The organism is Embleya sp. NPDC005971 (genome assembly GCF_040629175.1).
In the GTDB taxonomy this organism is placed as follows: domain Bacteria; phylum Actinomycetota; class Actinomycetes; order Streptomycetales; family Streptomycetaceae; genus Embleya.
Window position 1 is genome coordinate 223,336 of the sequence record NZ_JBEXUX010000001.1, and the last position, 23,720, is coordinate 247,055.

17 protein-coding genes are annotated in these 23,720 nt (G+C 70.8%); 13 read left to right on the top strand and 4 right to left on the bottom strand.

The genetic code is table 11. The features are described 5' to 3' along the window. Positions 1 to 269 precede the first annotated feature (269 nt). Positions 270 to 2,039, top strand: a complete 1,770-nt coding sequence (locus tag ABZ374_RS01000; protein ID WP_360304690.1) for a protein kinase — start codon at positions 270 to 272, stop codon at positions 2,037 to 2,039. A gap of 29 nt (positions 2,040 to 2,068) precedes the next feature. Here the strand turns inward: ABZ374_RS01000 and ABZ374_RS01005 are convergent, their stop codons facing one another. Beyond that, entirely contained in the window at positions 2,069 to 3,682 is a 1,614-nt protein-coding gene (locus tag ABZ374_RS01005) for a PucR family transcriptional regulator ligand-binding domain-containing protein (protein WP_360304692.1), read from the bottom strand. A 319-nt stretch (positions 3,683 to 4,001) separates the two neighbouring features. Here ABZ374_RS01005 and ABZ374_RS01010 point away from each other — a divergent pair, with 319 nt between their 5' ends. The 8 genes from ABZ374_RS01010 (at position 4,002) to ABZ374_RS01045 (ending at position 13,709) form a co-directional block, all read left to right on the top strand. Further along, the gene (locus ABZ374_RS01010; protein WP_360304694.1) at positions 4,002 to 5,504 is read left to right on the top strand and encodes a gamma-aminobutyraldehyde dehydrogenase; all 1,503 of its coding nucleotides are present in this window, start codon (positions 4,002 to 4,004) and stop codon (positions 5,502 to 5,504) included. 94 nt (positions 5,505 to 5,598) lie between these two features. Then, positions 5,599 to 6,750: an ABC transporter ATP-binding protein gene (locus ABZ374_RS01015; protein WP_360304696.1), complete on the top strand. Its 1,152-nt coding sequence runs from the start codon at positions 5,599 to 5,601 to the stop codon at positions 6,748 to 6,750. Beyond that, positions 6,747 to 7,679 (top strand): ABC transporter permease, encoded by a 933-nt coding sequence (locus ABZ374_RS01020; protein ID WP_360304698.1) that lies wholly within the window; start codon positions 6,747 to 6,749, stop codon positions 7,677 to 7,679. Before ABZ374_RS01015 ends, ABZ374_RS01020 begins: the two co-directional genes overlap by 4 nt. Then, entirely contained in the window at positions 7,679 to 8,479 is an 801-nt protein-coding gene (locus ABZ374_RS01025) for an ABC transporter permease (RefSeq protein WP_360304700.1), read from the top strand. The genes ABZ374_RS01020 and ABZ374_RS01025 overlap by 1 nt, the downstream gene beginning before the upstream one ends. Before the next feature lie 104 nt (positions 8,480 to 8,583). Continuing rightward, entirely contained in the window at positions 8,584 to 10,014 is a 1,431-nt protein-coding gene (locus tag ABZ374_RS01030) for an FAD-dependent oxidoreductase (protein ID WP_360304702.1), read from the top strand. 201 nt (positions 10,015 to 10,215) lie between these two features. Then, positions 10,216 to 11,718, top strand: coding sequence for a CoA-acylating methylmalonate-semialdehyde dehydrogenase (locus ABZ374_RS01035; protein WP_360304704.1), 1,503 nt, complete (start codon positions 10,216 to 10,218; stop codon positions 11,716 to 11,718). A 199-nt stretch (positions 11,719 to 11,917) separates the two neighbouring features. Then, entirely contained in the window at positions 11,918 to 12,877 is a 960-nt protein-coding gene (locus ABZ374_RS01040; RefSeq protein WP_360304706.1) for a metallophosphoesterase, read from the top strand. Between the two features lie 37 nt (positions 12,878 to 12,914). Next, positions 12,915 to 13,709: a tyrosine-protein phosphatase gene (locus tag ABZ374_RS01045; RefSeq protein WP_360304708.1), complete on the top strand. Its 795-nt coding sequence runs from the start codon at positions 12,915 to 12,917 to the stop codon at positions 13,707 to 13,709. A gap of 94 nt (positions 13,710 to 13,803) precedes the next feature. Here the strand turns inward: ABZ374_RS01045 and ABZ374_RS01050 are convergent, their stop codons facing one another. Continuing rightward, entirely contained in the window at positions 13,804 to 15,219 is a 1,416-nt protein-coding gene (locus ABZ374_RS01050) for an APC family permease (RefSeq protein ID WP_360304710.1), read from the bottom strand. A gap of 262 nt (positions 15,220 to 15,481) precedes the next feature. On the opposite strand from ABZ374_RS01050, the gene ABZ374_RS01055 reads away from it, so the two are divergent. Further along, positions 15,482 to 16,411: a nitronate monooxygenase gene (locus ABZ374_RS01055; protein WP_360304712.1), complete on the top strand. Its 930-nt coding sequence runs from the start codon at positions 15,482 to 15,484 to the stop codon at positions 16,409 to 16,411. Here ABZ374_RS01055 and ABZ374_RS01060 read toward each other — a convergent pair. Beyond that, positions 16,341 to 17,015 (bottom strand): phosphatase PAP2 family protein, encoded by a 675-nt coding sequence (locus ABZ374_RS01060; RefSeq protein WP_360304714.1) that lies wholly within the window; start codon positions 17,013 to 17,015, stop codon positions 16,341 to 16,343. The genes ABZ374_RS01055 and ABZ374_RS01060 overlap by 71 nt on opposite strands. A 502-nt stretch (positions 17,016 to 17,517) precedes the next feature. On the opposite strand from ABZ374_RS01060, the gene ABZ374_RS01065 reads away from it, so the two are divergent. Continuing rightward, positions 17,518 to 17,964 (top strand): STAS domain-containing protein, encoded by a 447-nt coding sequence (locus ABZ374_RS01065; protein WP_360304716.1) that lies wholly within the window; start codon positions 17,518 to 17,520, stop codon positions 17,962 to 17,964. Positions 17,965 to 18,090: 126 nt separating this feature from the next. Here the strand turns inward: ABZ374_RS01065 and gabT are convergent, their stop codons facing one another. Next, on the bottom strand, positions 18,091 to 19,446 hold the full coding sequence (gabT, locus tag ABZ374_RS01070; RefSeq protein ID WP_360304718.1) for a 4-aminobutyrate--2-oxoglutarate transaminase: 1,356 nt from the start codon (positions 19,444 to 19,446) through the stop codon (positions 18,091 to 18,093). A gap of 255 nt (positions 19,447 to 19,701) precedes the next feature. Here gabT and ABZ374_RS01075 point away from each other — a divergent pair, with 255 nt between their 5' ends. Both ABZ374_RS01075 and ABZ374_RS01080 read left to right on the top strand, forming a co-directional pair. Continuing rightward, a complete protein-coding gene (locus ABZ374_RS01075) occupies positions 19,702 to 22,077 on the top strand; it encodes a hypothetical protein (protein ID WP_360304720.1) in 2,376 nt (791 codons plus the stop codon). Between the two features lie 44 nt (positions 22,078 to 22,121). Then, complete coding sequence (locus ABZ374_RS01080; protein WP_360304722.1) at positions 22,122 to 23,642, top strand: PucR family transcriptional regulator; 1,521 nt, start codon at positions 22,122 to 22,124, stop codon at positions 23,640 to 23,642. Positions 23,643 to 23,720 lie beyond the last annotated feature (78 nt).

Below are 23,720 nucleotides of genomic sequence, written 5' to 3' on the forward strand. Positions count from 1 at the left end.
TATTCCGACCGGAACGGAAATTATCAAGGCTGCTCGTTTGACGTTTTCTGATCGAAGTTTTTTCGGTGTGAACATGCGGTATCCCCCTCCCGCTATGTGTGACGATTCGTTCTACCATGTCCGTCCTAAGCTTTCGCAGGGCCTTTCACAGGTAATCCGACGAAAGTGGCAATGGTCTGATCTTGAAAAGCACGGTCTGATCTTGAAAAGCGGCGGGACCTGGGGGAAAGCCGATGTCGGGCGGGCCTGGAGAGGATTGGGCGGGCTTCGTGGTCGGAGCCCGATACGAGTTGGTGAGCGTGCTCGGCAGCGGCGGCATGGGCACCGTGTGGCGGGCTCGGGATCGGCTGCTGGATCGACCCGTGGCGGCGAAGGTGATCACTACCGGCTGGGGGCGCAGCGCGTCCCGGTCCTTTCGCGAGCGCAGCCTGCGCGAGGCGCAGGCGACCGCACGGATCAACCACCCCAACGTCGTCCGGGTCTACGACTACGTCGAGGACGACGACCGGCTGTGGATCGTGATGGAACTGCTCGACGCCCGCTCGCTGGACACCATTTTGGAGGAGGACGGGCCGCTCACCCCGCACGCCGCCGCGGCGGTGGCCGTGCAGATCGCCCGCGCGCTCGCCGTCGTGCACGCGCAGGGCGTCATCCACCGCGACGTCAAGCCGGGCAATGTGCTGATCGCCGGGGACGGACACGCCGTGCTGACCGATTTCGGCATCGCCGCGCTGGAGGGGGTGAGCGGGCTCACCGGCACCGGGGCGATCCTGGGCTCACCCGAGTTCATGGCCCCCGAGCGGATCGAGAGCGAGCATCCCGGGCCCGCGTCGGACCTGTGGTCGCTGGGCGTCACGCTGTGCGCGGCGGTCACCGGCGCGTCGCCGTTCCGCCGATCCACCCCGGTGGCCACGATGCACGCGATCGTGATCGCCGAACCCGAGGTGCCGCAGGAGATCGGTCCGCTGGAGCCCCTCGTCCGCGACCTGTTCCGGCGCGACCCGGCGCGGCGCCCGGACTCGGCCGAGGTGGAGGCGCGGCTGGACGCGCTGCTCGCGGCCGAGGGCCGCCGGCACGCGGGCGACGTGACCCGGCCGATCCCGCCCACCACACTCGGCCGGGTGATCGAGCGCGGGCCGGACGAGCACGAGTCGGACGCGGCGAACGACGACGCGACGTCGGCGCCGACCGTGCACCCGCAACCGCCGCTGCGCGACCTGATGCCGCCCGCCCGGATCGCCCCCGACGACGACGCCCCGCTCGACCCGTTCCCGCGCGTGCCCGCCGCGCCGGCGCCGGAGCATCGGCCGCGCACACCGGCCGACCGCGCGCACTCGCCGACCTACCCGATGCCGACCCGTACCGGCCGGCCGCCCCGCTCGCGCCGCCGGCGGTGGGCCGTGTTGATGCCGCTGGTCACCCTCCTGGTGGCCGGCGCCGTCGTGGCGGCGCTACTGCTCGCCGGCGGCGACGGGGACGACGGGAAGGGCGGCGACTCGGGCCCGATCCCGCCGACGAACTCCGCGACCGGCGGCGCCGCGGCGAACCCGATCGCGGGCCTGGCGCCCTACCCGAGCACGCCCCCGGGCACCCCGCCGATCCCGGTCCGCACGGCCGACGAGGGCACCTTCACCTGGCCGATCCCACAGGAATGGACCCGCAAGGAACAGGACCAGAGCGTGGTCTACACCGATCCGGCCGGCCCGAGCGTATTGACCGGGCGTACCGCGTTCCAACAGACCACGGATTTGTTGGAGCAGTGGCGCGACGACGAACAGAACGCGCGGAGGGTTTTTCGCGACTATCGAAAGGTGATCTTCGAGGAACGCGCCATCCAGGGCCGAAAGGGCGTCGTCTGGGAATACACCTGGACCGAGTCCGGCACCGCCCGGCACGCCGTATTGGCCGCGGTGATCGTCAACGGCATCTACATCGAGGTCGACGTGTTCGGCGTCGAGCGGCAATGGGCGCGCGACGCGGCCCTGCACGGGCTCGCGGTGAGCGCCCTCGCCCTCGCGGGCAGCCGCTCCGGCGTCTGAGCCGCCCCGGGCGTCGGCGCGCCGCGCGGTCAGCGACGCAGCGCCTCCAGGCCGAGCAGTGCTACGTGCAGCGACAGACAACTCTCCACCTGGTCCAGGTCGACGCCCAGGATGCGCTCGATCCGGTGCAGCCGCTCGTAGAAGGACGGGCGGGACAGGTGCGCGGCGTCGGCCGCCGCGGACTTGTTCCGGCCGTGGTCCAGGTAGACCTGGAGCATCGCGATCAACTGGGTGCCCTGCTGCGCGTCGTAGGCGAGCAGCGGCCCGAGTTCGCGCTCGACGTAGGTCTGCAACCGTGCGTCGTCGCGCAACAGGTGCAGCAGCCCGCGCAGTCGCACGTCGGGCAGCCGGTAGAAGGCCGCCTTGCCGCCCTGGTGCAGCGCGGCGTCCGCGACCTGGGTGGCCTCCAGGAGCGAGCGGCGCGCGTCGCGCACCGCGCCCACCGAGGAGCCGACCGCGACCACGATGTCGTCCGCGAGGTCCGGGGCGAGCCGGCGGATGGCGGCGGAGAAGCCCTCCAGCGCGCCGTCCTCGGTGTCCTGCGACGCGAGCGCGACCAGCAGCCCGACGTTCTCGTCGTCGAGCCCGCCGACCAGCGCGGCCAGCCGGCGCTCGCGGACCGCCGCGGCGGCGATCTCGGTGAAGTCGCGCAGCCGGGCCTGCGATTCCAGCGCGGCCGGGGTCACGCTGCGGCGCAGCCGCAACACCACGCCGACCAGACGCCGGCCCTCCAGCGGGACACCGAGCGCCCGGGCCCGCAGGGTCACCTCGGCCACGGTGTAGGAGTGGGTCAGGATCCCGGACAGCAGCGTGCGGTGGGTCTGCCGTTCCAGGCTCTCCCGGTCGCGTACCACCAGCCGGTTCAGCGCCAGGGTGGACGCGGCCCGCTCCAGGAGCATGGTCTGCTGCGCGGGCGGAGTGCCGCCGTCGCCGACCAGCACCAGTCGGCCCCAGTCGTGGCCGCGCGCGCCGACCGTGGTCACCAGCCACCCGGTGCGCTCGTCGAAGGCGGTCCGGGCGGACAGCCGAAGTTGTCGGGAGCGGTCCTCCCAGTTCTCCAGCAGGGTTTCCGCCACTATCCCGGCCGCGTCGTAGGCGAGCACCTGGTGCGCGAGGTTCTCCAGGATCACCGGGCGCCCGGCCATCCGGGACGCCTGCCGGACGATCTCGGCGGGTTCGGCACCCTCGACCGCGAGTTCGTTGAACGCCTGATGCACCGCCTCGGAAGCCTGCAACTCGGCGAGTTGGGCGTCGATGATCAACCCGTGCACGGCCTCGGTGATGCCGATGAACCGGGTCTCGTCGCGCAGGGTGATCACCGGCAGGCCGACCTGCTCGGCCGCGGCGACCAGCGCGCGCGGCAGTTGCTCGGTGTAGCGCCGGCCCAGCTCGACCACGAGTCCGGCCGCGTCCACGTCGGCCAGATCGCGAATGTAGCGTTGCAGGCCCTCGCGCTCCTCGGGGAGCGCGATGCCGGTGGCCATCACCAGTTCGCCGCCCTTGAGCAGCCGGGTCACGTCCGGCAACTCGCTGATGTGCACCCAGCGCACCGGCCGGGCCAGGCCGCGTTCACCCGCGACCACCTGTGGGCGACCGCGCTGGACGATGTCTAGGGCCAGTACGTCGGCGACCGTGGGGAACATCCGAAAACCTCCGCGAGCTGACAACGGCCCGACCGCGACGGCGGTTGGTTCCCGAAGGAAGCGGGAATTCGCGAGCAATCTGTAAACGGCTCGGCGGGCGACGCTTTCATGGTGACAGGTCGTCGCCCGGTTCGACCCCCGACCCCGGGGTTCGGCCGAGTGATTGGCGACCTGTAAAGCCGATGCCGCGCTCCCTGTCGATGTGCCTGTTGCGGCACCCCGTGTCGAAACGGCATCGTCCTACGCTGACGCGGCTCACGCGCATAACCACCGCACGCAGCGCCCGTCGGCTCATCGAAAACCCCCTTGGAGGGCTCCCATGCCTGTGCAGGACTTCGGCAAAGGTCATCAGTACGTCGGGGGACAACTGCGGCAGGGCTCGTCCGGAGAAACCTTCGACGTCACCAACCCGGCGACCGGCGAGACGGTCGAGACGCTCACCCTCGCGGGCACCGCGGACGTGGACGCGGCGGTAGCCGCCGCCAAGGACGCCTTCCCGCAGTGGTCCGGGGCCACCCCCGGCGACCGGGCGACCGCGCTGAACCGGTTGTCGGTACTGCTGGAGGAGCGCGCCGAGGAGTTCGCCCGGGTCGAGACCGCGCAGGCGGGCAAGCCGATCCGGCTCAGCACCGAGTTCGACGTGCCCGGCACGATCGACAACACCGCGTTCTTCGCGGGTGCGGCCCGCAACCTGGAGGGCAAGGCGGCCGGCGAGTACTCGGCCGGCTCCACCTCGATGGTGCGCCGCGAGGCGATCGGCGTGGTCGGCTCGATCGCGCCGTGGAACTACCCGCTCCAGATGGCCGCGTGGAAGATCCTCCCGGCGATCGCCGCGGGCAACACCATCGTGCTCAAGCCGGCCGAGATCACCCCGCTGACCTCGCTGATGTTCGCCCAGGCGTGCGCCGACGCGGGCATCCCCGACGGCGTGGTCAACGTGATCACCGGCAAGGGGCGGACCGTCGGCGAGTACCTGATGGGCCACGCGGACGTGTCGATGGTCTCCTTCACCGGCTCCACCGGCGTCGGCAAGCGCGTCGGCGAGGTGGCCCTGCAGACCGTCAAGCGACTGCACCTCGAACTCGGTGGCAAGGCCCCGTTCGTGGTCTTCGACGACGCCGACCTGGACGCCGCGATCAACGGCGCGGTCGCCGCGTCGCTGATCAACTCGGGCCAGGACTGCACCGCCGCGACCCGCGCCTACGTGCAGCGCCCGCTCTACGACGCGTTCGTCGCGGGTGTCGCGGAGTTGTACGAGGGCGTGCGCCTGGGCGACACGATGGACCCCGCGACCGACCTCGGCCCGCTCGTCTCGCGCCGCCAGCAGGAGTCGGTGGCCGGCTTCGTCGAGCGCGCCCGCGGCTACGGCGCGACCATCGTGACCGGTGGCGAGATCCCCGGCGGCGAGCTGGCCAAGGGCGCGTTCTACCGCCCGACGCTGGTCACCGGTGTGGCCCAGGACAGCGAGATCGTGCAGGACGAGATCTTCGGGCCGGTCCTGGTCGTGCTGCCGTTCGACAGCGACGAGGAGGGCATCCGGCTCGCCAACGACACCCCGTACGGCCTGGCCGCCTCCGCCTGGACGCGCGACATCTTCCGCTCGCTGCGCGCGACCCGGGAGATCCAGGCCGGCTGCGTGTGGGTCAACGACCACATCCCGATCATCAGCGACATGCCGCACGGCGGCTACAAGGCGTCCGGCTTCGGCAAGGACATGTCGCAGTACTCCTTCGACGAGTACACCCAGGTCAAGCACGTGATGTACGACGGCACGGGAATCGCCCGCAAGGACTGGCACCGGACGATCTTCGGAGCGCGGTAACCACCCATCGAAACGGGCGGCCGAGAGCGCGAGTTCTCGGCCGCCCCTGCGGCCGGCGTGCGGTGCGGGGGCCCGCGACGCGGCGAGAGGAATCATGACTGAGCAGCAGCGGGCCGGCGCCTCCGGCGACGTCTCCTTGGCGGGTCTGAGCAAGCACTACGGTGACTTCACGGCCGTGCGACCGATGGACCTGACGATCCCCGCGGGATCGTTCTTCGCCCTCCTCGGCGCGTCGGGCTGCGGCAAGACCACGACGCTGCGGATGATCGCCGGACTGGAGCAGCCCTCGACCGGCAGTGTCAGCATCGGTGACCGCGACGTCACGGCCCTGCCGCCGTACAAGCGCCCGGTGAACACGGTGTTCCAGAACTACGCGCTGTTCCCGCACCTGAGCGTGGCCGACAACGTCGGCTTCGGCCTCAAGCGGCGCGGTATCAAGGACACCTCGAAGCAGGTCGGGGAGATGCTCGACCTGGTCGAGCTGGGACACCTGGCCAAGCGCAAGCCCACCCAGCTCTCCGGTGGTCAGCAGCAGCGGGTCGCGGTGGCCCGCGCGTTGATCAACACTCCGCAGGTGCTGCTCCTGGACGAGCCGCTGGGCGCGCTCGACCTCAAGCTGCGCCGGCAGATGCAGCTCGAACTCAAGCGCATCCAGACCGACGTGGGCATCACCTTCGTGCACGTGACGCACGACCAGGAAGAGGCCATGACGATGGCCGACACGATCGCCGTGATGAACGGCGGCCGAATAGAGCAACTCGGCTCCCCGGTCGAGTTGTACGAGGCCCCGCGCACCACCTTCGTGGCCAACTTCCTGGGCCAGTCCAACCTGCTCGACGTCAAGGTGACCGGGCGCGCCGACGGCGATCTGCTGTTGGAGGCGCACGGCAACCGGCTGGCCCTGCCCGCCGCCCGCTCGGCCGCCGAGGGCGACCGCATCGTGATGGGCATCCGCCCGGAGAAGATCACCATCGCCTTCGCGGCGGACGCGAAGGTCGCGGACAACCGCAACCGCCTCGACGGCGGCGTGATCGTGGACGCGGCGTTCATCGGTGTCTCCACGCAGTACGTCGTGCGGATGCCGTGGGACCAGGAGTTCACCGTGTTCGAACAGAACATGGAGCGCGACCCGCGCCTGGTGCCGGGGGCGACGGTGACCCTGCACTGGAACCCCGGGCACGGCTTCGGCCTGGAGTCGGGCGACCTGACCGCGGGCATCGCCGAGGCGAGCGAGGACGCCGCGTGAGCGCGCTCGGCACCCTCGGCGCGGGCACGACGGGAGGTGCGGACACCAAGACCACGGAGCTCAAGCGGCGCGGCAGATGGGTGCCTTACGCCCTGCTCGCGCCCGGCCTGCTGTGGCTGGTGGTCTTCTTCGCGATCCCGATGGTGGTCCAGGGCTCGACCTCGCTGCAGACCGGCAACCTGACCAAGGGCTACGACCTCACCTGGCACTGGGCCACCTACTGGGACGCCATCGACCAGTACTACCCGCAATTCCTGCGCTCGTTCGGCTACGCGGCCGCGGCGACCGTGATGTGCCTGGTGATCGGCTACCCGCTCGCCTACGCGATCGCGTTCAAGGCGGGCAAGTGGCGCGGCATGTGGCTGGTCCTGGTGATCGCGCCGTTCTTCACCAGCTTCCTGGTGCGCACGCTGGCCTGGAAGACGATCCTCGCGGACAACGGGATCGTCGTGGACGTGCTCAACACGCTGCACTTCACCAACGTCACCGCGTTCCTCGGGCTGACCCAGGACGACCGGGTGCTGGCCACGCCGCTCGCGGTGATCTGCGGTCTGACCTACAACTTCCTGCCGTTCATGGTGTTGCCGCTGTACGCGTGCCTGGAGCGGATCGATCCGCGCCTGCACGAGGCCGCCGGCGATCTGTACGCGTCGCCGCGGACGACCTTCGCCAAGGTCACCTTCCCGCTGTCGCTGCCGGGCGTGGTCTCCGGCACGCTGCTCACCTTCATCCCGGCGTCCGGCGACTACGTCAACGCGCAGTGGCTCGGCTCGCCGGACACCGGCATGGCGGGCAACGTGATCCAGACCCAGTTCCTGCGGGTGCTGGACTACCCGACCGCCGCCGCCCTGTCGTTCATCCTGATGTTGTTGATCGTGCTCATGGTGACGGCGTACATCCGCAAGGCGGGGACGGAGGACCTGGTCTGATGGCCGTCGTCAACTGGTTGCGGCGCAACGTCATCGTCTTGTTCGGGCTGCTCGCGCTCGGCTACATGACGCTGCCCAACATCGTCGTGCTGATGTTCTCGTTCAACGATCCGAACGGGCGCTTCAACTACACCTGGAACGGCTTCACGCTGGACGCGTGGGAGGAGCCGTGCGGGGTCGCGGGCATCTGCGACTCGGTCGCGATCAGCATGAAGATCGCGCTCCTGTCCACCCTGATCGCCACCGTGCTCGGCACCGCGATCGCGTTCGCGCTCGGTCGCTACCGGTTCCGCGCCCGCGGCGCGATCAACACCCTGCTCTTCCTGCCGATGTCGATGCCCGAAGTGGTGATGGGCGCCTCGCTCGGCACGTTGTTCCTGAACATGCGGATCAACACGGGCTTCGTGACGATCCTGATCGCGCACATCATGTTCTGCCTGAGCTTCGTCGTGGTCGCGGTCAAGGCCCGGGTGTTGGGCATGGACCCCAAGCTCGAAGAGGCCGCGCAGGACCTGTACGCGTCACCCACCCAGGTGTTCCTGCGGGTGACCCTGCCGCTGGCCGCGCCCGGCATCGGGGCGGGCGCGATGCTCGCCTTCGCGCTGAGCTTCGACGACTTCGTGATCACCAACTTCACCTCGGGCAACACGGTCACCTTCCCGATGTTCGTGTACGGCGCGGCCCAGCGCGGCACCCCGCCGCAGATCAACGTGATCGGCTCGGCGATGTTCGTGATCGCGGTGCTGATCGTGATGATCGGGCAGATCCGAGCCTCGCGGCGAGCCAAACAGCAGGCGTAGGCGCGCCTGCGCCGATGATTGATCCCAAATCTGTAGCTATGCGGTGAAACCGTCGGGGCCCGACAAGGCGGCCCCGACGGACACTGCGAGAGTGGTGAAACCCCATGGGTCCCCGGAACACGTCGGATCCTGCTCCCTCGGTCGAGGCCGTCCGCTCGCTTGCCGACGCCGCGCCGACCCCCTTCTGGCTCGACCGGAGCGACCGCCCCGAACCGCGCCCGGCCCTGGTCGGCGACGACCACTGCGACCTGGCGATCGTGGGCGGCGGCTACTCGGGCCTGTGGACGGCGCTGATCGCGAAGGAACGCAACCCCTCGCGCGACGTGGTGCTGCTGGAAGCGCACGAGATCGGCTGGGCGGCCTCGGGCCGCAACGGCGGATTCTGCGCCGCGAGCCTGACCCACGGCTTCTACAACGGGCTGGACCGCTGGGAGAGCGAACTCTCCCGACTGGAGCGGCTCGGCGAGGAAAACCTCGACGAGATCGAGGCGGCGATCAAGCGCTACGGCATCGACTGCGACTTCCGTCGCACCGGTGAACTCAACGTCGCGACCCAGCCGCACCAGGTCGAGGAGTTGCGCGAGGAGATCGACCTCGCCCGGAAGTACGGCACCGAGCTGACCTTCCTGGACCGGGACGAGGTGCGAGCGCAGGTCGACTCGCCCACCTACCTGGCCGGCGTCTGGGACAAGACCGGCTGCGCGATCATCGACCCGGCCCGACTCGCCTGGGGCCTCAAGGCCGCGTGCGAGTCGCTGGGCGTGCGGATCCACGAGCGCACCAAGGTGACCGAACTGGGCGAGCACGGCTCGGGCATGGTGCTCAAGACCGCCTACGGTCGGGTCTTCGCGGGCAACGTGGCGCTGGGTACCAACGTGTTCCCGTCGTTGGTCAAGCGGCTGCGGCCGTTCGTGGTCCCGGTCTACGACTACGCGATGATGACCGAGCCGCTGAGTGCCGAGCAGCTCGCGGCGATCGGTTGGCACAACCGACAGGGCATCGGCGACACGAACAACCAGTTCCACTACTACCGGCTCAGCGCGGACAACCGGATCCTGTGGGGCGGTTACGACGCCATCTACCACTACGGTGCCAAGCTCTCCTCGGACCTGGACCAGCGTCCGGAGACGTTCGCGAAGCTCGCGGGGCACTTCTTCGAGACGTTCCCGCAGCTCGAAGGTCTGCGCTTCACCCACACGTGGGGTGGCGCGATCGACACCTGCAGCCGCTTCTCGGCGTTCTTCGGGACGGCGTACAAGGGCAAGGTCGCCTACGCGCTGGGCTTCACCGGCCTGGGCGTGGGCGCGACCCGGTTCGGCGCCGAGGTGATGCTGGACAAGCTCGACGGCCGTCCGACCGAGCGCACCCGGCTGGAGATGGTTCGCACCAAGCCGCTTCCGTTCCCGCCGGAACCGATCAAGTGGGCGGGCGTGACGATGACCAAGTGGTCGATGGACCGCGCCGACAAGAACGCCGGCAAGCGCAACCTGTGGCTCAAGGCACTCGACAAGGTCGGGATGGGCTTCGACAGCTGAGCCGCCGAAAGGGGCGGACGGATCGGCCGTGCGGCGCATCCGTCCGCCCCTTCGCCATGGGATAGGGATCCCAACCTGTAAGGCGGATGCCGCAAGGGCCGACACCTTGGAGCTTGAGCCCGACCCGCGCCGCCCGTGAGACTGGCCTCCCGGGGCTTGTGCGGCCCCTCGCCAATCCCGCATCCCCCGGAAGGTCGAACCGTGACGAACCACGTAACCCACTGGATTGCCAACGCGGAGTGGACCGGCGTCTCCGAGCGTCGGGGCGACATCCACAACCCCGCCACCGGCAAGATCACCGGCACGGTCGACTACGCCTCGGTGGCCGAGGTCGACGAGGCCGTCTCGGTGGCCGTCCGCGCCTTCGCCTCCTGGAAGAACGCCTCGCTCGCGAAGCGCTCCACGGTGCTCTTCAACTTCCGTGAGCTGCTCAACGCCAAGAAGGACGAGCTCGCCGCGATCATCGTGGCCGAGCACGGCAAGGTGCACTCGGACGCGCTGGGCGAGATCGCCCGCGGCCAGGAGGTCGTGGAACTCGCCTGCGGCATCCCGCACCTGCAGAAGGGCGGCCACTCCGAGCAGGCGTCGACGGGCATCGACGTCTACTCGATCCGCCAGCCGCTGGGCCCGGTCGCGATCATCTCGCCGTTCAACTTCCCGGCGATGGTCCCGATGTGGTTCTTCCCGATCGCGATCGCCACCGGCAACACGGTGATCCTCAAGCCGAGCGAGAAGGACCCCTCGACCGCGAACTTCCTCGCCGACCTGTGGAAGCAGGCCGGTCTGCCCGACGGCGTGTTCAACGTCGTGCACGGTGACAAGGTCGCCGTGGACCGCATCCTGGAGCACCCCGACATCAAGTCGGTCTCCTTCGTCGGCTCGACCCCGATCGCCCGGTACGTCTACGAGAACGGCACCCGCTACGGCAAGCGCGTGCAGGCCCTCGGCGGCGCCAAGAACCACATGCTGGTGCTCCCGGACGCCGACCTGGACCTGGTCGCCGACGCCGCGGTCAACGCCGGCTTCGGCGCGGCCGGCGAGCGCTGCATGGCGATCTCCGCCCTGGTCGCGGTCGAGCCGATCGCCGACGAGCTGATCGCCCGGATCAAGGAGCGGATGGCCAAGCTCCGGGTCGGCGCGGGCAACGACGCCGCGTCCGAGATGGGCCCGCTGGTCACCCGCCAGCACGCGGACAAGGTGCTGTCCTACGTCCGGGCGGGCGAGGACCAGGGCGCGACGCTCGTGGTGGACGGCCGCGAACACCCGATCAACGGGGACGACACCGCCGACGGCTACTGGGTCGGTCCGACCCTGTTCGACAACGTCACCCCCGAGATGTCGATCTACACCGACGAGATCTTCGGCCCGGTGTTGTCGGTCGTCCGGGTCGCGTCCTACGACGAGGGCCTGGCGCTGATCAACGCCAACCCGTACGGCAACGGCACCGCGATCTTCACCAACGACGGTGGCGCCGCCCGCAAGTTCCAGAACGAGGTCGAGGTGGGCATGATCGGCATCAACGTGCCGATCCCGGTCCCGGTGGCCTACTACTCGTTCGGCGGCTGGAAGAACTCGCTCTTCGGCGACCTGCACGCGTACGGCGCCGACGGCGTGCAGTTCTTCACCCGCGGCAAGGTCGTCACCCAGCGCTGGCTCGACCCGAGCCACGGCGGCATCAACCTGGGCTTCCCGACCAACGACTGACGTTCGCTCGCCTCGGCGAGCCTGCCCACCGAGCCCGCCCGACCCCAATGACGTGGTCGGGCGGGCTTCGTCGTGCGCGGCCCGGGCACCGACCCGGGTCGCTTCGCCATTTCCTCCGCACGCCTTCCCTGGCAGCATGCGTGACGGGTCGTCAGATGATCAGTCGACGGCCGTTACGGACGTGACAGGGGAACGGCGCATGCCCATCGAAGACGACCCGGCCGGCGATACCGCCATCCGGTTGATCCAGATATCCGACGTGCACTACCGGGACGCTCCGGGCACCCACGGGTTCGTGCAACACGACCCGGACGCCGGGCTGGCCGCGGCCCTCGCCGACGCCGCCGACGCGCTCGCCGCGGCCGACCTGCTGGTGGCCTCCGGCGACCTGGCCGACACCGGCGAGCCGGGGGCCTACCGGCGGCTGGCAGACGTGCTCCAGGAGCTCCCGGTGCCGGTGTACTGCCTGCCGGGCAACCACGACCGCCACGACGCCTACGTCGCGGGCCTGCCGCGCACCGGCGTGCATCTGGAACCCGCGGTGCGGATCGGGCCCTGGCTGCTGCTCATGGTGGACACCAACGCGCTCGGCCGCGAACACGTGGGCGACGGTGTCTACCGCGACCTCGACGACCGGATGACCCGGGCCGACGGGCCGGAGCTGAGCGCGCCCGAGGCCGCCCGGATCCGGGAGATCCTGGCCGGCTCGGACGCCGAGCACGTGCTGTTGTTCGTCCACCAACCGCCGCTCGCGGAGATCTGCCCGAGTCTGGACCCCTCCGGCCGACTCGGCGCGCTGCTCCGCGACTTCGGGCGGATCCGGGCCATCTCCGGCGGCCATCTGCACGGCTCGCTGGAGGGCGAGTTCGCCGGAGTGCCGGTGTTCGTGGCGCCCTCGACCACGTACAGCATCGACTACGCCGGCAAACACTTCGACGGCCCCGGCTATCGCACCTTCACGCTGCACCCGGACGGCCGGGTCGAATCCGCCGCGCACACCGCGCCCGGCCCGATCACCGACGAGATGCGGGCCAAGCCCGCACCGCGCTTCCTCACCGATCTCATGCTCGGCGTGGTGACGATCGAGGAGATGCGCGAGATGAGCGACGAGCAGTTCCGAACCCGGTTCGGCGAGCCCCGTCCGGTGCGCGGCGCCTGAGCCCGATTCCCACGACCCGACCAGTACGAGGAGACCCGTGACACAACATCAGGCGGACGCCGGACTCACCCTCGAAGGGGTCCGCAACTTCCGCGACATCGGCGGACTGCCCACCGCCGACGGCCGGCGGGTGCGAGCCGGCCGCTACTTCCGCAGCGGCCACCTGGCCAAGCCCACGGACGCGGACCGCGCGGTCCTGGCCGACCTGGGCATCCGGCTCGTGGTGGACCTGCGCAGCCCGGCCGACATCGAACTGGACGGCGCCGACGTGCTGCCCGAGGGCGCCCGGTGGTTGAACCTGCCGATGTCCGACCCGGCCCGACACTCGGACTTCTGGAGCGATCTGCGCAACGCCGACCTGAGCGTGTTGCGCGAGCGACTGGGCGACGGGCGGGCGCAGAAGTCGATCGCGGCGGACTACCGCGACCAGGTGGTGGCCCGGGTCGACCGGCACGCGCGGATGTTGCGCGCCATGCTCGACGCGGACGGCCTGCCGGTCGTGGTGCACTGTTCGGCCGGCAAGGACCGCGCGGGCATCGCGGCGGCCCTGGTGCAACGGATCGTCGGCGTCTCCGCCGACGACGCCGTGGCGAACTACCTGGTCAGCAACGAGCCGGGCAACCGCTACGAGCCGAACTCGGACAAGCTCGCGATGCGACCGGGGCTGCTGGAACTCTTCCAGCCGTTCCTGGAGGTGCGCGAGGAATACCTGCGTGGCGCGCTCGAGGTGATGGACACCCACTGGGGCGGCTTCGACGCCTACCTGGAGCAGGGTCTGGGCCTGGACGCGGACCGGCTGGACCGGCTGCGGGCGCTGTTGCTGGAGGACTGAGCCGGGCCCGGACGGCCCCGGGACGGTGCCCACAGGAGGAGGCACCGCCCCGGGGACGGCAGGCCGTCCGGCGATCGCCGAAGGCCGCCGGGAATCAGGAGTCGTCGGCCATCAGCTTGATGTTCCAGCGGGTCTCCTGGCGCGGACGCAGGTAGACCAGCCAGTACAGCGCGGCCACCACCAGCACCCCGCCGGTGATCAGCAGCGCGCGGGTCGGCTGTTCGGTCAGCACGTAGATCATCGACGCGATCAGGAGCACCGGGATCGCGGGCCACAGCGGCATCCGCCAGGCCCGGGTCTCCTTGTGCACACCCTTGCGGGCGACCAGTGCGGCCAGTGCCACCACCAGGTAGAGCGCGGCGACCGCGACGCCGGTGACCTCACCGAGGATGTCCAGGTTCACGAAGCACAGCAGCGCGCCGGGCACGCCGACGACCAGCGTGGACACCCACGGCGAACCGAACCGGTTCACCTTGCCGAAGGCCCGGTTGATCGGCTCGGGCCAGGCCCGGTCGCGGGCCGAGGCGTAGACCACGCGGGAGTTCTGGATCACCATGACCACGCCCGCGTTGATGATCGCCAGCGCGATGCACAGGCCGATGAAGGTGGCCGTGCCGTGGTTGGACCAGCCCTCGACCAGGCCGAGGATGTCGCCGCCCGCCAGGGTCGCCTGGTCCGGCGCGCCGAGCGAGATCGCGATGGTCGGCACGATCAGGATCACGCCGCCCAGACCCAGGGTCCACAACACCGTGCGCGAGACCGTACGGCGCGGGTTCTCCATCTCCTCGGCCAGGTAGACCGCGGTGGAGAAGCCCTGCAGGGCGAACAGCGCGCCGGCCATGCCCGCGATCAGGATGCCCATCTTCAGCGGATCCGTCGTGTTGCTCGCCGCGTCCACGACGACCTCGGGCTTGATCAGCGTCGAGGTGGACTGGTGCACGTTGGCGAAGCCGAGGAAGGCCACGATCGCCGCGGCGACCACTTCCAGGGCCAGGAAGACGCCGGTCACCCACGCGTTCGCGCGCAGGTCGAGCAGACCCATGATGGTGGCCAGGATCATCACCGCGGCGCCGGCCCACATCGTGTCGATCGTCGCGATCGAGGTCAGATACTCGGCGGTGCCCAGGGCGATGATCGGCGGCACGATCATCACCACGATGGTGGCGATGATGAAGACCAGCCAGCCCATGAAGCGGCCCATGAGGGTGCCGACCATGGCGTACTCGCCGCCGGCGCTGGGGATCAGGGTGCCCAATTCGGAGTAACAGAACGCGACGCCGACGCACAGGACGGCGGCCACGACCAGGGCCAGCGCGGTGCCGGAACCCAGATCCGCGAACATCCCCGGCACGATCACGAAGAGCGAGGACGCGGGGGTCAGGCACGACAGGGTGAGCAGGGTGCCGCCGACGACTCCGATGGAGCGCTTGAGCGGGGCGGGGGTGCCACCGGCGTCGAGGGTGACTGGAGTCAGGGTCCCGGACGGCGGTGGGGTTGTTTCAACAGCCATGTGTCGCTACCTCTGCGGGACAGCGGGGTGCGGTTATCGCCTCCGGGACGGATGTGAGCCGTTCGGATCCGCCGAACGGTGCGGCGTAATACAAACGCCCGTTAGATCATGCGTCAAGATCCCGTTAGCAACTGATTCCGTAGGTCGTACACCCAGATTTCATTGAATAACGCTCCAAGCTGGCATCTGATGGTGCGTAATCCGCAGATGAAGCTGCGGGAAAAGTTTCCTCACCGTTCACCTGTCGAGATAGCCTCCGGCCATGGTCAACCGCGTACTCGCGCACACCGGGGCCCGGCATCCGGTGATCCAGGCGCCGATGGGCTGGATAGCCCGCTCCCGACTGGCCGCGGCGGTGTCCGCGGCCGGCGGGCTGGGGATGGTGGAGACCTCCTCCGGCGAGGTCGACGCGTGCCGTCGGGAGATCGACACGATGGTCGCCTCGGGGCTGCCGTTCGGGGTCAATCTGCCGCTGATGTTCCTGCGCGACGATCGGCTCGTGCGGCACGTGGCGGACGCGGGTGTGCGCTTCGTGACCACGTCGGCGGGCAATCCGGCGACCTTCGTGGACCTGCTCCGGGAGCACGGCCTGACCGTGTATCACGTGGTGCCCTCGATCCGGGCGGCCCGCAAGGCGGTCGAGGCCGGCGTGGACGGGCTCGTGGTCGAGGGCGCCGAGGGCGGCGGTTTCAAGAATCCGGCCGAGGTGTCGCTGCTCGTGTTGCTCCAGGGCATCCGGGAGATCACCGACCTGCCGCTGGTCGCCGCCGGCGGCATCGTGGACGGTCGCGGCATGGCGGCGGCGTTCGCGCTCGGCGCCGAGGCGATCCAGATGGGCACCCGGTTCCTGGCCTCGGCCGAGAGCCCGGTGCACAGCCACTACAAGCAGGCGGTGCTGGCCGCGGACGAGACCGGGACCGTGGTGGTCAACCGCACCGGCAGCCCGACCATGCGAGTCCTGGGCACCGAGTTCTCCCGCGCGCTCGCCGCCTCGGGCGGACCGGCGCACAGCTCGCTCGACGCGATCAAGCGGTTGTACTTCGACGGCGAGATGGAGGCGTCGCTCGCCTCCGCGGGCCAGTCGGTCGGCCTGGTGCACGACGTGGAGTCGGTGGCCGCGATCATCGAGCGGACGATGGCGGGCTTTCACGCGGGGCTGGCGACGGCGGTGCGCCGGGCCGGCGAGGTCTGAGGCCGCCGGCGTCGGCCACCCGGGCCGCCGCCCACAGCACGATCGCGCACAGCGCCCACGAGGCCAGCACGTCCGCGAGCCAGTGGTAGTCGCACCACAGCAGCGCGAACCCGATCAGGGCACACGAGGCGGCCGCGCCCGCGGCCCAGCGTCGGCCCGCCCGCGCCGAGCCGACACGCCCGAGCAGCAGCGCGGCGATCCCGTAACAGACCGTCGAGGTCGCGGTATGGCCGGACGGGAAGAAGCCCCACGCGTCCGCGGCCACCGGCGATTCGCTCGGGCCGGGCCGGCCGATCAGATCCTTGCCGCCGATCACCGCGATCGTCACCACGAGCACGCCGCCCGCGGCGATCGCGATCGGGGAGGCACGGCGTGTGCGTACGGCGGCGAACAGCGCCGCGACGGCGAGCGCGATCCCGGCGGGCAGTGGCCCGCCCAGGTCGGCCAGGAAGTGCATCGGGCCGTCCAGCCAGGCCGTCCCGGGCGCGCCCGCGAGGTCGCGCATCGCGTTTCGGACCGTGCGGTCCAGGGTGAGCGAGGGTCCGCTTTCGGCCACTACCTGGACGGTGAGCGCGACGAGCACGAGCGCGAGAATCAGCGGCACTGCGAGGCCGCGCGTGTACTGTGAGTGAACAGACCACCGCCCCGGAACGGGGGGCGTTGTCCCGGGGCGGCCGCCGGCTTGCTCAGGGCCGGCGTCGGTGGAAGGTCTGTGCATCTCACTCGAAGATACGCGGAGAACAGGTCGGCGGGTTCCCGACGCGCGGCCTCCACACAAAGCCTGCACACGTTCTCCACGGTCTGGAAGGCGGGACATACACGCTGTACGTTGGAGCATTGAAGGGTGTGAGCGGCGTCACAGCGCGTGTCGCGTGAGTCCGGCCGCCCCGGAGAGTCCAAGTACGCGGAGAACATCCGTAAGCAGGACAAACCGACGGTGGCTCGAGTGACGTGGCATTGACGCAATGTCGTCGATCGCCCCTCTGCTGTCAGCACGCAAAGGTAGGGTTGGTCAGGTGGTTGAAGAGTCCGATTACTCGACATACCGCGTGCCGTGCATCCCGGCCCCTGCGGGGAGCGGGCGCGTCCGCCGGACCGAGGTTCCGGTGGTTTACAAGGGCGTCAAGGCGGGCGGTGCCGTGTTCGATTCCTCGGTGGAACCCCGACGGGGTCGGGGCGCGGGGGCGATGGGTGTGGTCCTGACCAGCGACCGTCAGCTTCGGGTCGTGCGCACGACCCGACCGCGCGGCCTGCGACTCGAAGGCGAGATCGACCTCGCGAACGTGGACGTGGTGCGCCGCGTCCTGGCCGCCGCGTCCCGCGACGGCGGTGACGTCCGGGTGGACGTGAGCAAGCTCGCCTTCATCGACGTGGCGGGCCTGCGGGTGTTCGTCGACCAGGCCGGCGCGCTGTCCCGGCGCGGCGGACACATGGTCCTGATCGGCGCGAGCCGGCAGATGTTGCGGGTGCTCACGCTGTGCGGGTGGGACACCGTCCCGGGCCTGAGCATGGTCGAGCGGATCGCCCCGGCGCCGCGCCGACCGCGGCTCTGAGCATTCCCCGACCGCACGCGGTCGGGCCGCGGCGCATCCCGCGAACCCCCATTCCGGACACACCGAACCCCCGTCCGTCGGAGTACGTGCTCCGACGGACGGGGGTTCGTGGTGTTCGTGTCCGGCTCAGACCGAGGCGGCGAACGCCTGCTCCAGCACGTCCAGGCCCTCGACGAGCAGGTGCTCGGGGATCACCAGCGGCGGCAGGAAACGCAGCACGTTGCCGTAGGTGCCGGCGGTCAGCACCAGCAGCCCCTGCGCGTGGCACGCCTTGGCGAGGGCGCCGGCCAGCTCCGGGTTCGGCTCCTTGGAGCCGGGCTTGACCAGCTCGATGGCGATCATCGCGCCCCGACCGCGGACCTCGCCGATCTCGGCGAACTTCTCGCTCATCGTGCCCAGTCGGCCGAGCATGATCTCGCCGATCCGGCGGGCCGCGCCGTTGAGGTCGAGGCCGCGCATCGTCTCGATCGCGCCGAGCGCCGCGGCGCAGGCGACCGGGTTGCCGCCGTAGGTGCCACCGAGGCCACCCGCGTGGGCGGAATCCATGATCTCGGCGCGCCCGGTCACCGCGGCCAGCGGCAGGCCGCCGGCGATGCCCTTGGCCGTGGTGATCAGGTCCGGCACGATGCCCTCGTCGTCGCACGCGAACCACTGGCCGGTGCGGCAGAAGCCGGTCTGGATCTCGTCCGCGACGAACACGATGCCGTTCGCCTTGCAGAACTCGACGATCCTGGGCAGGAAGCCCTTGGCCGGCTCGATGAAGCCGCCCTCGCCCAGGATGGGCTCGATCACCACGGCGGCCACGTTGTGCGCGCCGATCTGCTTGGTGATGATGTCGATCGCCTGCTCGGCGGCCTCGTCCGCGCAGTTGTCCGCGCCGGTCAGCCAGCGGTAGGGGTAGGCGACCGGGACCCGGTAGACCTCGGGGGCGAACGGGCCGAACGACTCCTTGTACGGCATGTTCTTCGCGGTCAGCGCCATGGTCAGGTTGGTACGACCGTGGTAGCCGTGGTCGAACACGACCACCGCGGGGCGCTTGGTGTGGGCACGCGCGATCTTGACCGCGTTCTCCACCGCCTCGGCGCCCGAGTTGAACAGCGCGGTGCGCTTGTCGTGGTCACCCGGGGTCAGCTCGTTGAGCTGCTCGGCGACCGCCACGTACGACTCGTACGGGGTCACCATGAAGCACGTGTGGGTGAACCGCTGCAATTGCTCGGACGCGCGACGCACGACACCCTCGGCCGAGTTGCCGACGCTGGTCACCGCGATGCCGGAGCCGAAGTCGATCAGCGAGTTGCCGTCCACGTCGACGACCACGCCGCCGCCCGCCTGGGTCACGAAGACCGGCAGGGTGGTGCTGACGCCGCGCGCGACCGCCGCGTTGCGACGCGTCATCAGCTCGGTCGACTTCGGGCCGGGAATGGCGGTGACGAGCCGGCGCTCCTGCGGGAGCGAGGGCCCGCCGGGCTGCGAAGCGCCCATGCTGGTCTCCTGTGGGTCGAGGTGGGGGTTCGCGGTGGCTCCGCGGTCCTCTCCGCAGGCTAGGCGCCGAGCCGCGTTCGCCGCATGCGCCGCATCGGTTAATCACCCGGTTGCTTGTGTCCGGGATGGACAAAAGCCGATCGGGCAGAACAACTCCGAACACATCCCGGACTCGCGCCGGAATGATCATCACGACAGGCGGTGTGGCGCCTACATTGAGTTCCGGTTCAGGGCGTGGTTCCGGGAGGGCGAGACGTGGACGTGGAACGGCCGGATTCCCCGGCGTCACCGGCGGTCGAGGCCGAGGTCTTCGGGGCCGACCCGAGCGACCGCGGCGACCCCGCGCGCCGGCGCGCGCGAGCCGCCCGCGCCCGGGTGCCGGCCCCGGCCGCGGCCGAACGCGACGTCGACCCCGACGGGTTCGACCTGCGCGGGTGGTTGCGCGGACCGCGGCACCGGGAGGCCCCCGGCGTGTACGGCTACGGCCGGGACGAGCGGGAGATCAGACTGCGGGCCGCCGAGCGCGACGCGCGCACCCGGCCCGAGGCGGCGCTGGTGCGCCGCGCGGTGTTGTGGCTGGTGATCGCGGTACTCAGCCTGAGCTGGGTGCTGGTCGCCTACGTCTGGCTGGTCCGGAAGATCATCCCGAGCTTCATGTGGCCGCTGCTGTTCAACAACCTGCTCTACGTGCTGCTGTTCGTGCTGTTCGGCTACCTCGGTCGCTGGCACGAGATCGCCTGGCCGTTCCTGCGCCCGTGGTGGCAGCGGCTGGACCGGCGGGCCGAGCTGAACGGCCGCCCGCGCCCCGAACAGTGGCGGCGCGCCGCGCTGTTCCTGGTGCTGGGCTTCGTCGCTTGGGTCGTGCTGATGCGGCCGTTCGTCGCGCTGTTGTTGCTGATCTTCCCGCGTGGGCTGCTGCACGACGGGCAGTGGCTGGTGCGACTCCTCTACAACGGCGGTTTCCTGTACGCGGGCGCGGTGCTCGGCCGCTGGGACGTGGTGATCCGGCCGTACGCGCGCACCCCGCGCGAGCAGGTGGTGCCGGAAACCGAGGAGGCGCAGGTCGCCGACGCGGAGCTGTGGCCCGAGTTGCGCGACGCGGCGCAACACGAGGCGGCCGACGTGCTCGACCACGAGGTGTCGGCGGGCCGGCTGCGGGACGTGGACTATCTGCGGCTGCGCCGGGTGCTGGAGGCCGGCGAGGCGGACCTCGACTACCTCGCGGACGTGGCCGAGGAGATCACCGACAACGGCGCCGCGGCCTGTCGGCACGGCTCCGGGCAGCGTGACCTGCGGCCCCGGCGCGCCGAGCACGACCTGCTGGCCGGCCAGGTGCGGGTCGGCGTGGGCACCGACCATCCGAAGAACCCGCCGCTGTACCGGGACACCGCCTTCGCCCTGGATCCGGACGTGCTCGGCGCCTCGATGCTCGTGGTCGGGGCGGCGCGGGCGGGCGAGCCGGGCCGACTGCTCGAACCGGTGGTCGAGACGATGGCGCTGCGCGCGCTCACCGGCGCCGCGTCGCTGGTGGTGATCGACGCCAAGGGCGACGAGTTCGAACGCCCGGGCGGCTACGACCTCGAAGTGATCGTCGGCGACCCGGACTCGCCCTCGGGCCTGGATCTGTACGGCGGCGCGGCCTCGCCCGAGGACGCCGCCGACCGGCTCGCCGCCGCGGCGCTGCCTCCGAACGCGATCGGGCTCGGCGACGCCGTGAGCAACGCGCTGCGCCAGGTGCTCGGCGCGTACGTGGCCGCGCACGGCCGCTATCCCGAGGTGGGCACGCTGCTCGACCTGCTGGATGGCACCGAGGCCGCGCTCGCCGCCCTGGAGCGCGCGCTGCGGGCGGTCGACCGGTATGCCGAACACGAACGGGCGTTGCGCGCGATGGCGCGTGGCGACGACGACGCGCGGCTGCTGGTGCAGCGCCTCGCGGTGCTCGAACGACCCGGCGTCGCCGAACTGTTCCGCCCCGATCGGCAACGCTTCGCGGCCGGCGACATCGACCGGCCGCTGCGGGTGCGGATCGCGCTGAACGAGGCCGCGCACCCCGAGGCGGCCCGGCTGATCGGTCGGCTCGTGTTGTCGCAGTTCGTCCAGGCGATGGCCACGCCCCGGCGTGAGCGCGGGCCGCGCAAGGTGTTCGCGTGCCTGGTCGCCGACGATGCCGGGCGGCTGGTGGACGAGTACGCGGCCAAGGGCTTGCAGTGGGCCCGCAACCGTCGGGCCGGCCTGGTGCTGTCGGTGCGCTCGCTCGACGAACTCGCCCCGGCACTGCGGCACACCGTGTTCGCCGCGGCCGGCTGCAAGGCGGTGGTACCGGGTGCTTCCCGGGCCGATGCCGAACTGTTCGCCGAGTACTGGGGAATGACCAAGGAACAGGAGAAGTCGATCACCATGGGCACGCCCGAGGGCGGCCTGGTCAAGCGGATCCGCTACTCGGTGCTGGGCGCGTTGTTCGGCGAGAAGGCGAGTGGGCGGTCCGAGCGGGTGACCACCCGTACCGTCGAGCGCTTCCGCTGGTCCCCGACCGAGATCACCGGCGATCTGCCCACCCGGCACGCCATCGTCAGCCTGACCACCCGAAAAGGCGAGCGAACCCCTCCCGTGCTGATCGATCTCGGCCGCTGAGTCAGACTGGAAGCCTCTCCCACTCCAGTTTGGACAACACCCACATGCCGCCCACCCTCGCGTCCCTGGTCCGCGCACCCGCTCTCGACCTGCGGGTGCTCGCGGGCAAGGGCGGACTCGACCGCGAGGTGCGGTGGGTGCACACGAGCGAACTCGCCGATCCCACGCCCTATCTGGAGGGCGGCGAACTGCTGCTCACCACCGGGATGAAGCTCGGCCGCAACAACGCCGAGCGCCGCGCCTACGTCGAGCGGCTCGCGGCGGCCGAGGTGGCCGGGCTCGGGATCGGGGTGGGCCTGACCCTGGACCGGGTGCCCGCGGTGATCGTCGAGGTCGCCGAGGCGCACGGCTTCCCGGTGTTCGAGGTGCCGCGGCCGACGCCGTTCATCGCGATCAGCAAGGTGGTCTCGTCGGCGCTGGCGGCCGAGCAGTACGAGACCGTCACCACCGGCTTCGCGGTCCAGCAGGAGTTGACCCGGGCCGCCGCCGGGCGCGAGGGCCCCGCGACGCTGATCCGCCGGCTCGCGGCTCGGCTGGACGGCTGGGCCGCGCTCTACGACGCGGACGGCACGCTGCGCCAGGTCGCGCCCGCCGCGGCCCGGGGGCGCACCGACGGGTTGCGCGCCGACATCGAGAAGTTGCGCGGGATGCCCGCGCCGTCGTCCGCGTCGTTGCCCGGGATCGAGGACACCGGGCGGGTGGTGGTCCAGTCGCTGGGCGCCGAGCGGCGGATCAGCGGATTCCTGGCGGCGGGCACGGACCGGCCGCCGCGCACCGCCGACCGGCAGACGCTGGGCACCGCCGCCTCGCTGCTCACCCTGGCCCTGGAGCAGTCCCGGGTCAGTGCCGACGCGGGCGCCCGGATGCGCACCGCGCTGCTGCGGTTGTTGCTCACCGGCGAGCGGGCGACGCCGGCCGAACTGGCCCACGACATCGCGGCGGACCTGCCGCCCGGGCCGTGGCGGGTGGTGGTGGCCACCGGGCCGGAGCCGGTGGTGGCGGCGTTCGTGGAGCGACTGTGCGCGCGGGCGGTCCGGGCCGGCACCCCCGCGCTCACCGGCGAGCTGGGCGGGGCGAGCGTGCTGGTGTTGCCGGAATCGGTCGAGCCGGTCGAGCCGGTGGACCTGCCTGGCCTGATCGCGGGCGTGTCCGGTCCGGTGGAGCCGCCGGCCGCCGCCGACGGCTACCGGCAGGCGCTCGGGGCGCACGCGGTGGGCCTGCGCTCGGAGAAGGCGCTGACCGTGCACGGTCGCGACGCCGGCGGGTTGTTGCCGCTGCTGGACGGGGACGCCGTGCACGCGTGGGCCGAGCAACTGCTCGCACCGTTGCGCGCGCACGACGCGGGCGGCCGGGGCGACCTGATCGGCTCGCTGCGCGCGTGGCTGGCCCGGCACGGGCAGTGGGACGCGGCGGCCGGCGAGCTGGGCGTGCACCGGCACACGTTGCGCTACCGCATCCGGCGGGCCGAGGAGATCCTCGGCCGTACCCTGGACGATCCGGACACCCGCGCGGAACTGTGGTTCGCGCTGCGCGACCCGAGCGTGGTCCGTGAGGACAAGTCGTAGCACCGGAGATGCGGGAATGGCCGGGATGGACAAAAACGCGGACGCCCGATCGGCCTACCGTTGAGTCACCGGGATCAT

What these genes read in the sequence shown, in the direction of transcription:
- ABZ374_RS01005 (WP_360304692.1), bottom strand. Translation starts at nt 3,682, where the DNA reads ATGTTCCCCACGGTCGCCGACGTACTGGCCCTAGACATCGTCCAGCGC.
- ABZ374_RS01010 (WP_360304694.1), top strand. Translation starts at nt 4,002, where the DNA reads ATGCCTGTGCAGGACTTCGGCAAAGGTCATCAGTACGTCGGGGGACAA.
- ABZ374_RS01015 (WP_360304696.1), top strand. Translation starts at nt 5,599, where the DNA reads ATGACTGAGCAGCAGCGGGCCGGCGCCTCCGGCGACGTCTCCTTGGCG.
- ABZ374_RS01025 (WP_360304700.1), top strand. Translation starts at nt 7,679, where the DNA reads ATGGCCGTCGTCAACTGGTTGCGGCGCAACGTCATCGTCTTGTTCGGG.
- ABZ374_RS01030 (WP_360304702.1), top strand. Translation starts at nt 8,584, where the DNA reads ATGGGTCCCCGGAACACGTCGGATCCTGCTCCCTCGGTCGAGGCCGTC.
- ABZ374_RS01040 (WP_360304706.1), top strand. Translation starts at nt 11,918, where the DNA reads ATGCCCATCGAAGACGACCCGGCCGGCGATACCGCCATCCGGTTGATC.
- ABZ374_RS01050 (WP_360304710.1), bottom strand. Translation starts at nt 15,219, where the DNA reads ATGGCTGTTGAAACAACCCCACCGCCGTCCGGGACCCTGACTCCAGTC.
- ABZ374_RS01055 (WP_360304712.1), top strand. Translation starts at nt 15,482, where the DNA reads ATGGTCAACCGCGTACTCGCGCACACCGGGGCCCGGCATCCGGTGATC.
- gabT (WP_360304718.1), bottom strand. Translation starts at nt 19,446, where the DNA reads ATGGGCGCTTCGCAGCCCGGCGGGCCCTCGCTCCCGCAGGAGCGCCGG.
- ABZ374_RS01080 (WP_360304722.1), top strand. Translation starts at nt 22,122, where the DNA reads ATGCCGCCCACCCTCGCGTCCCTGGTCCGCGCACCCGCTCTCGACCTG.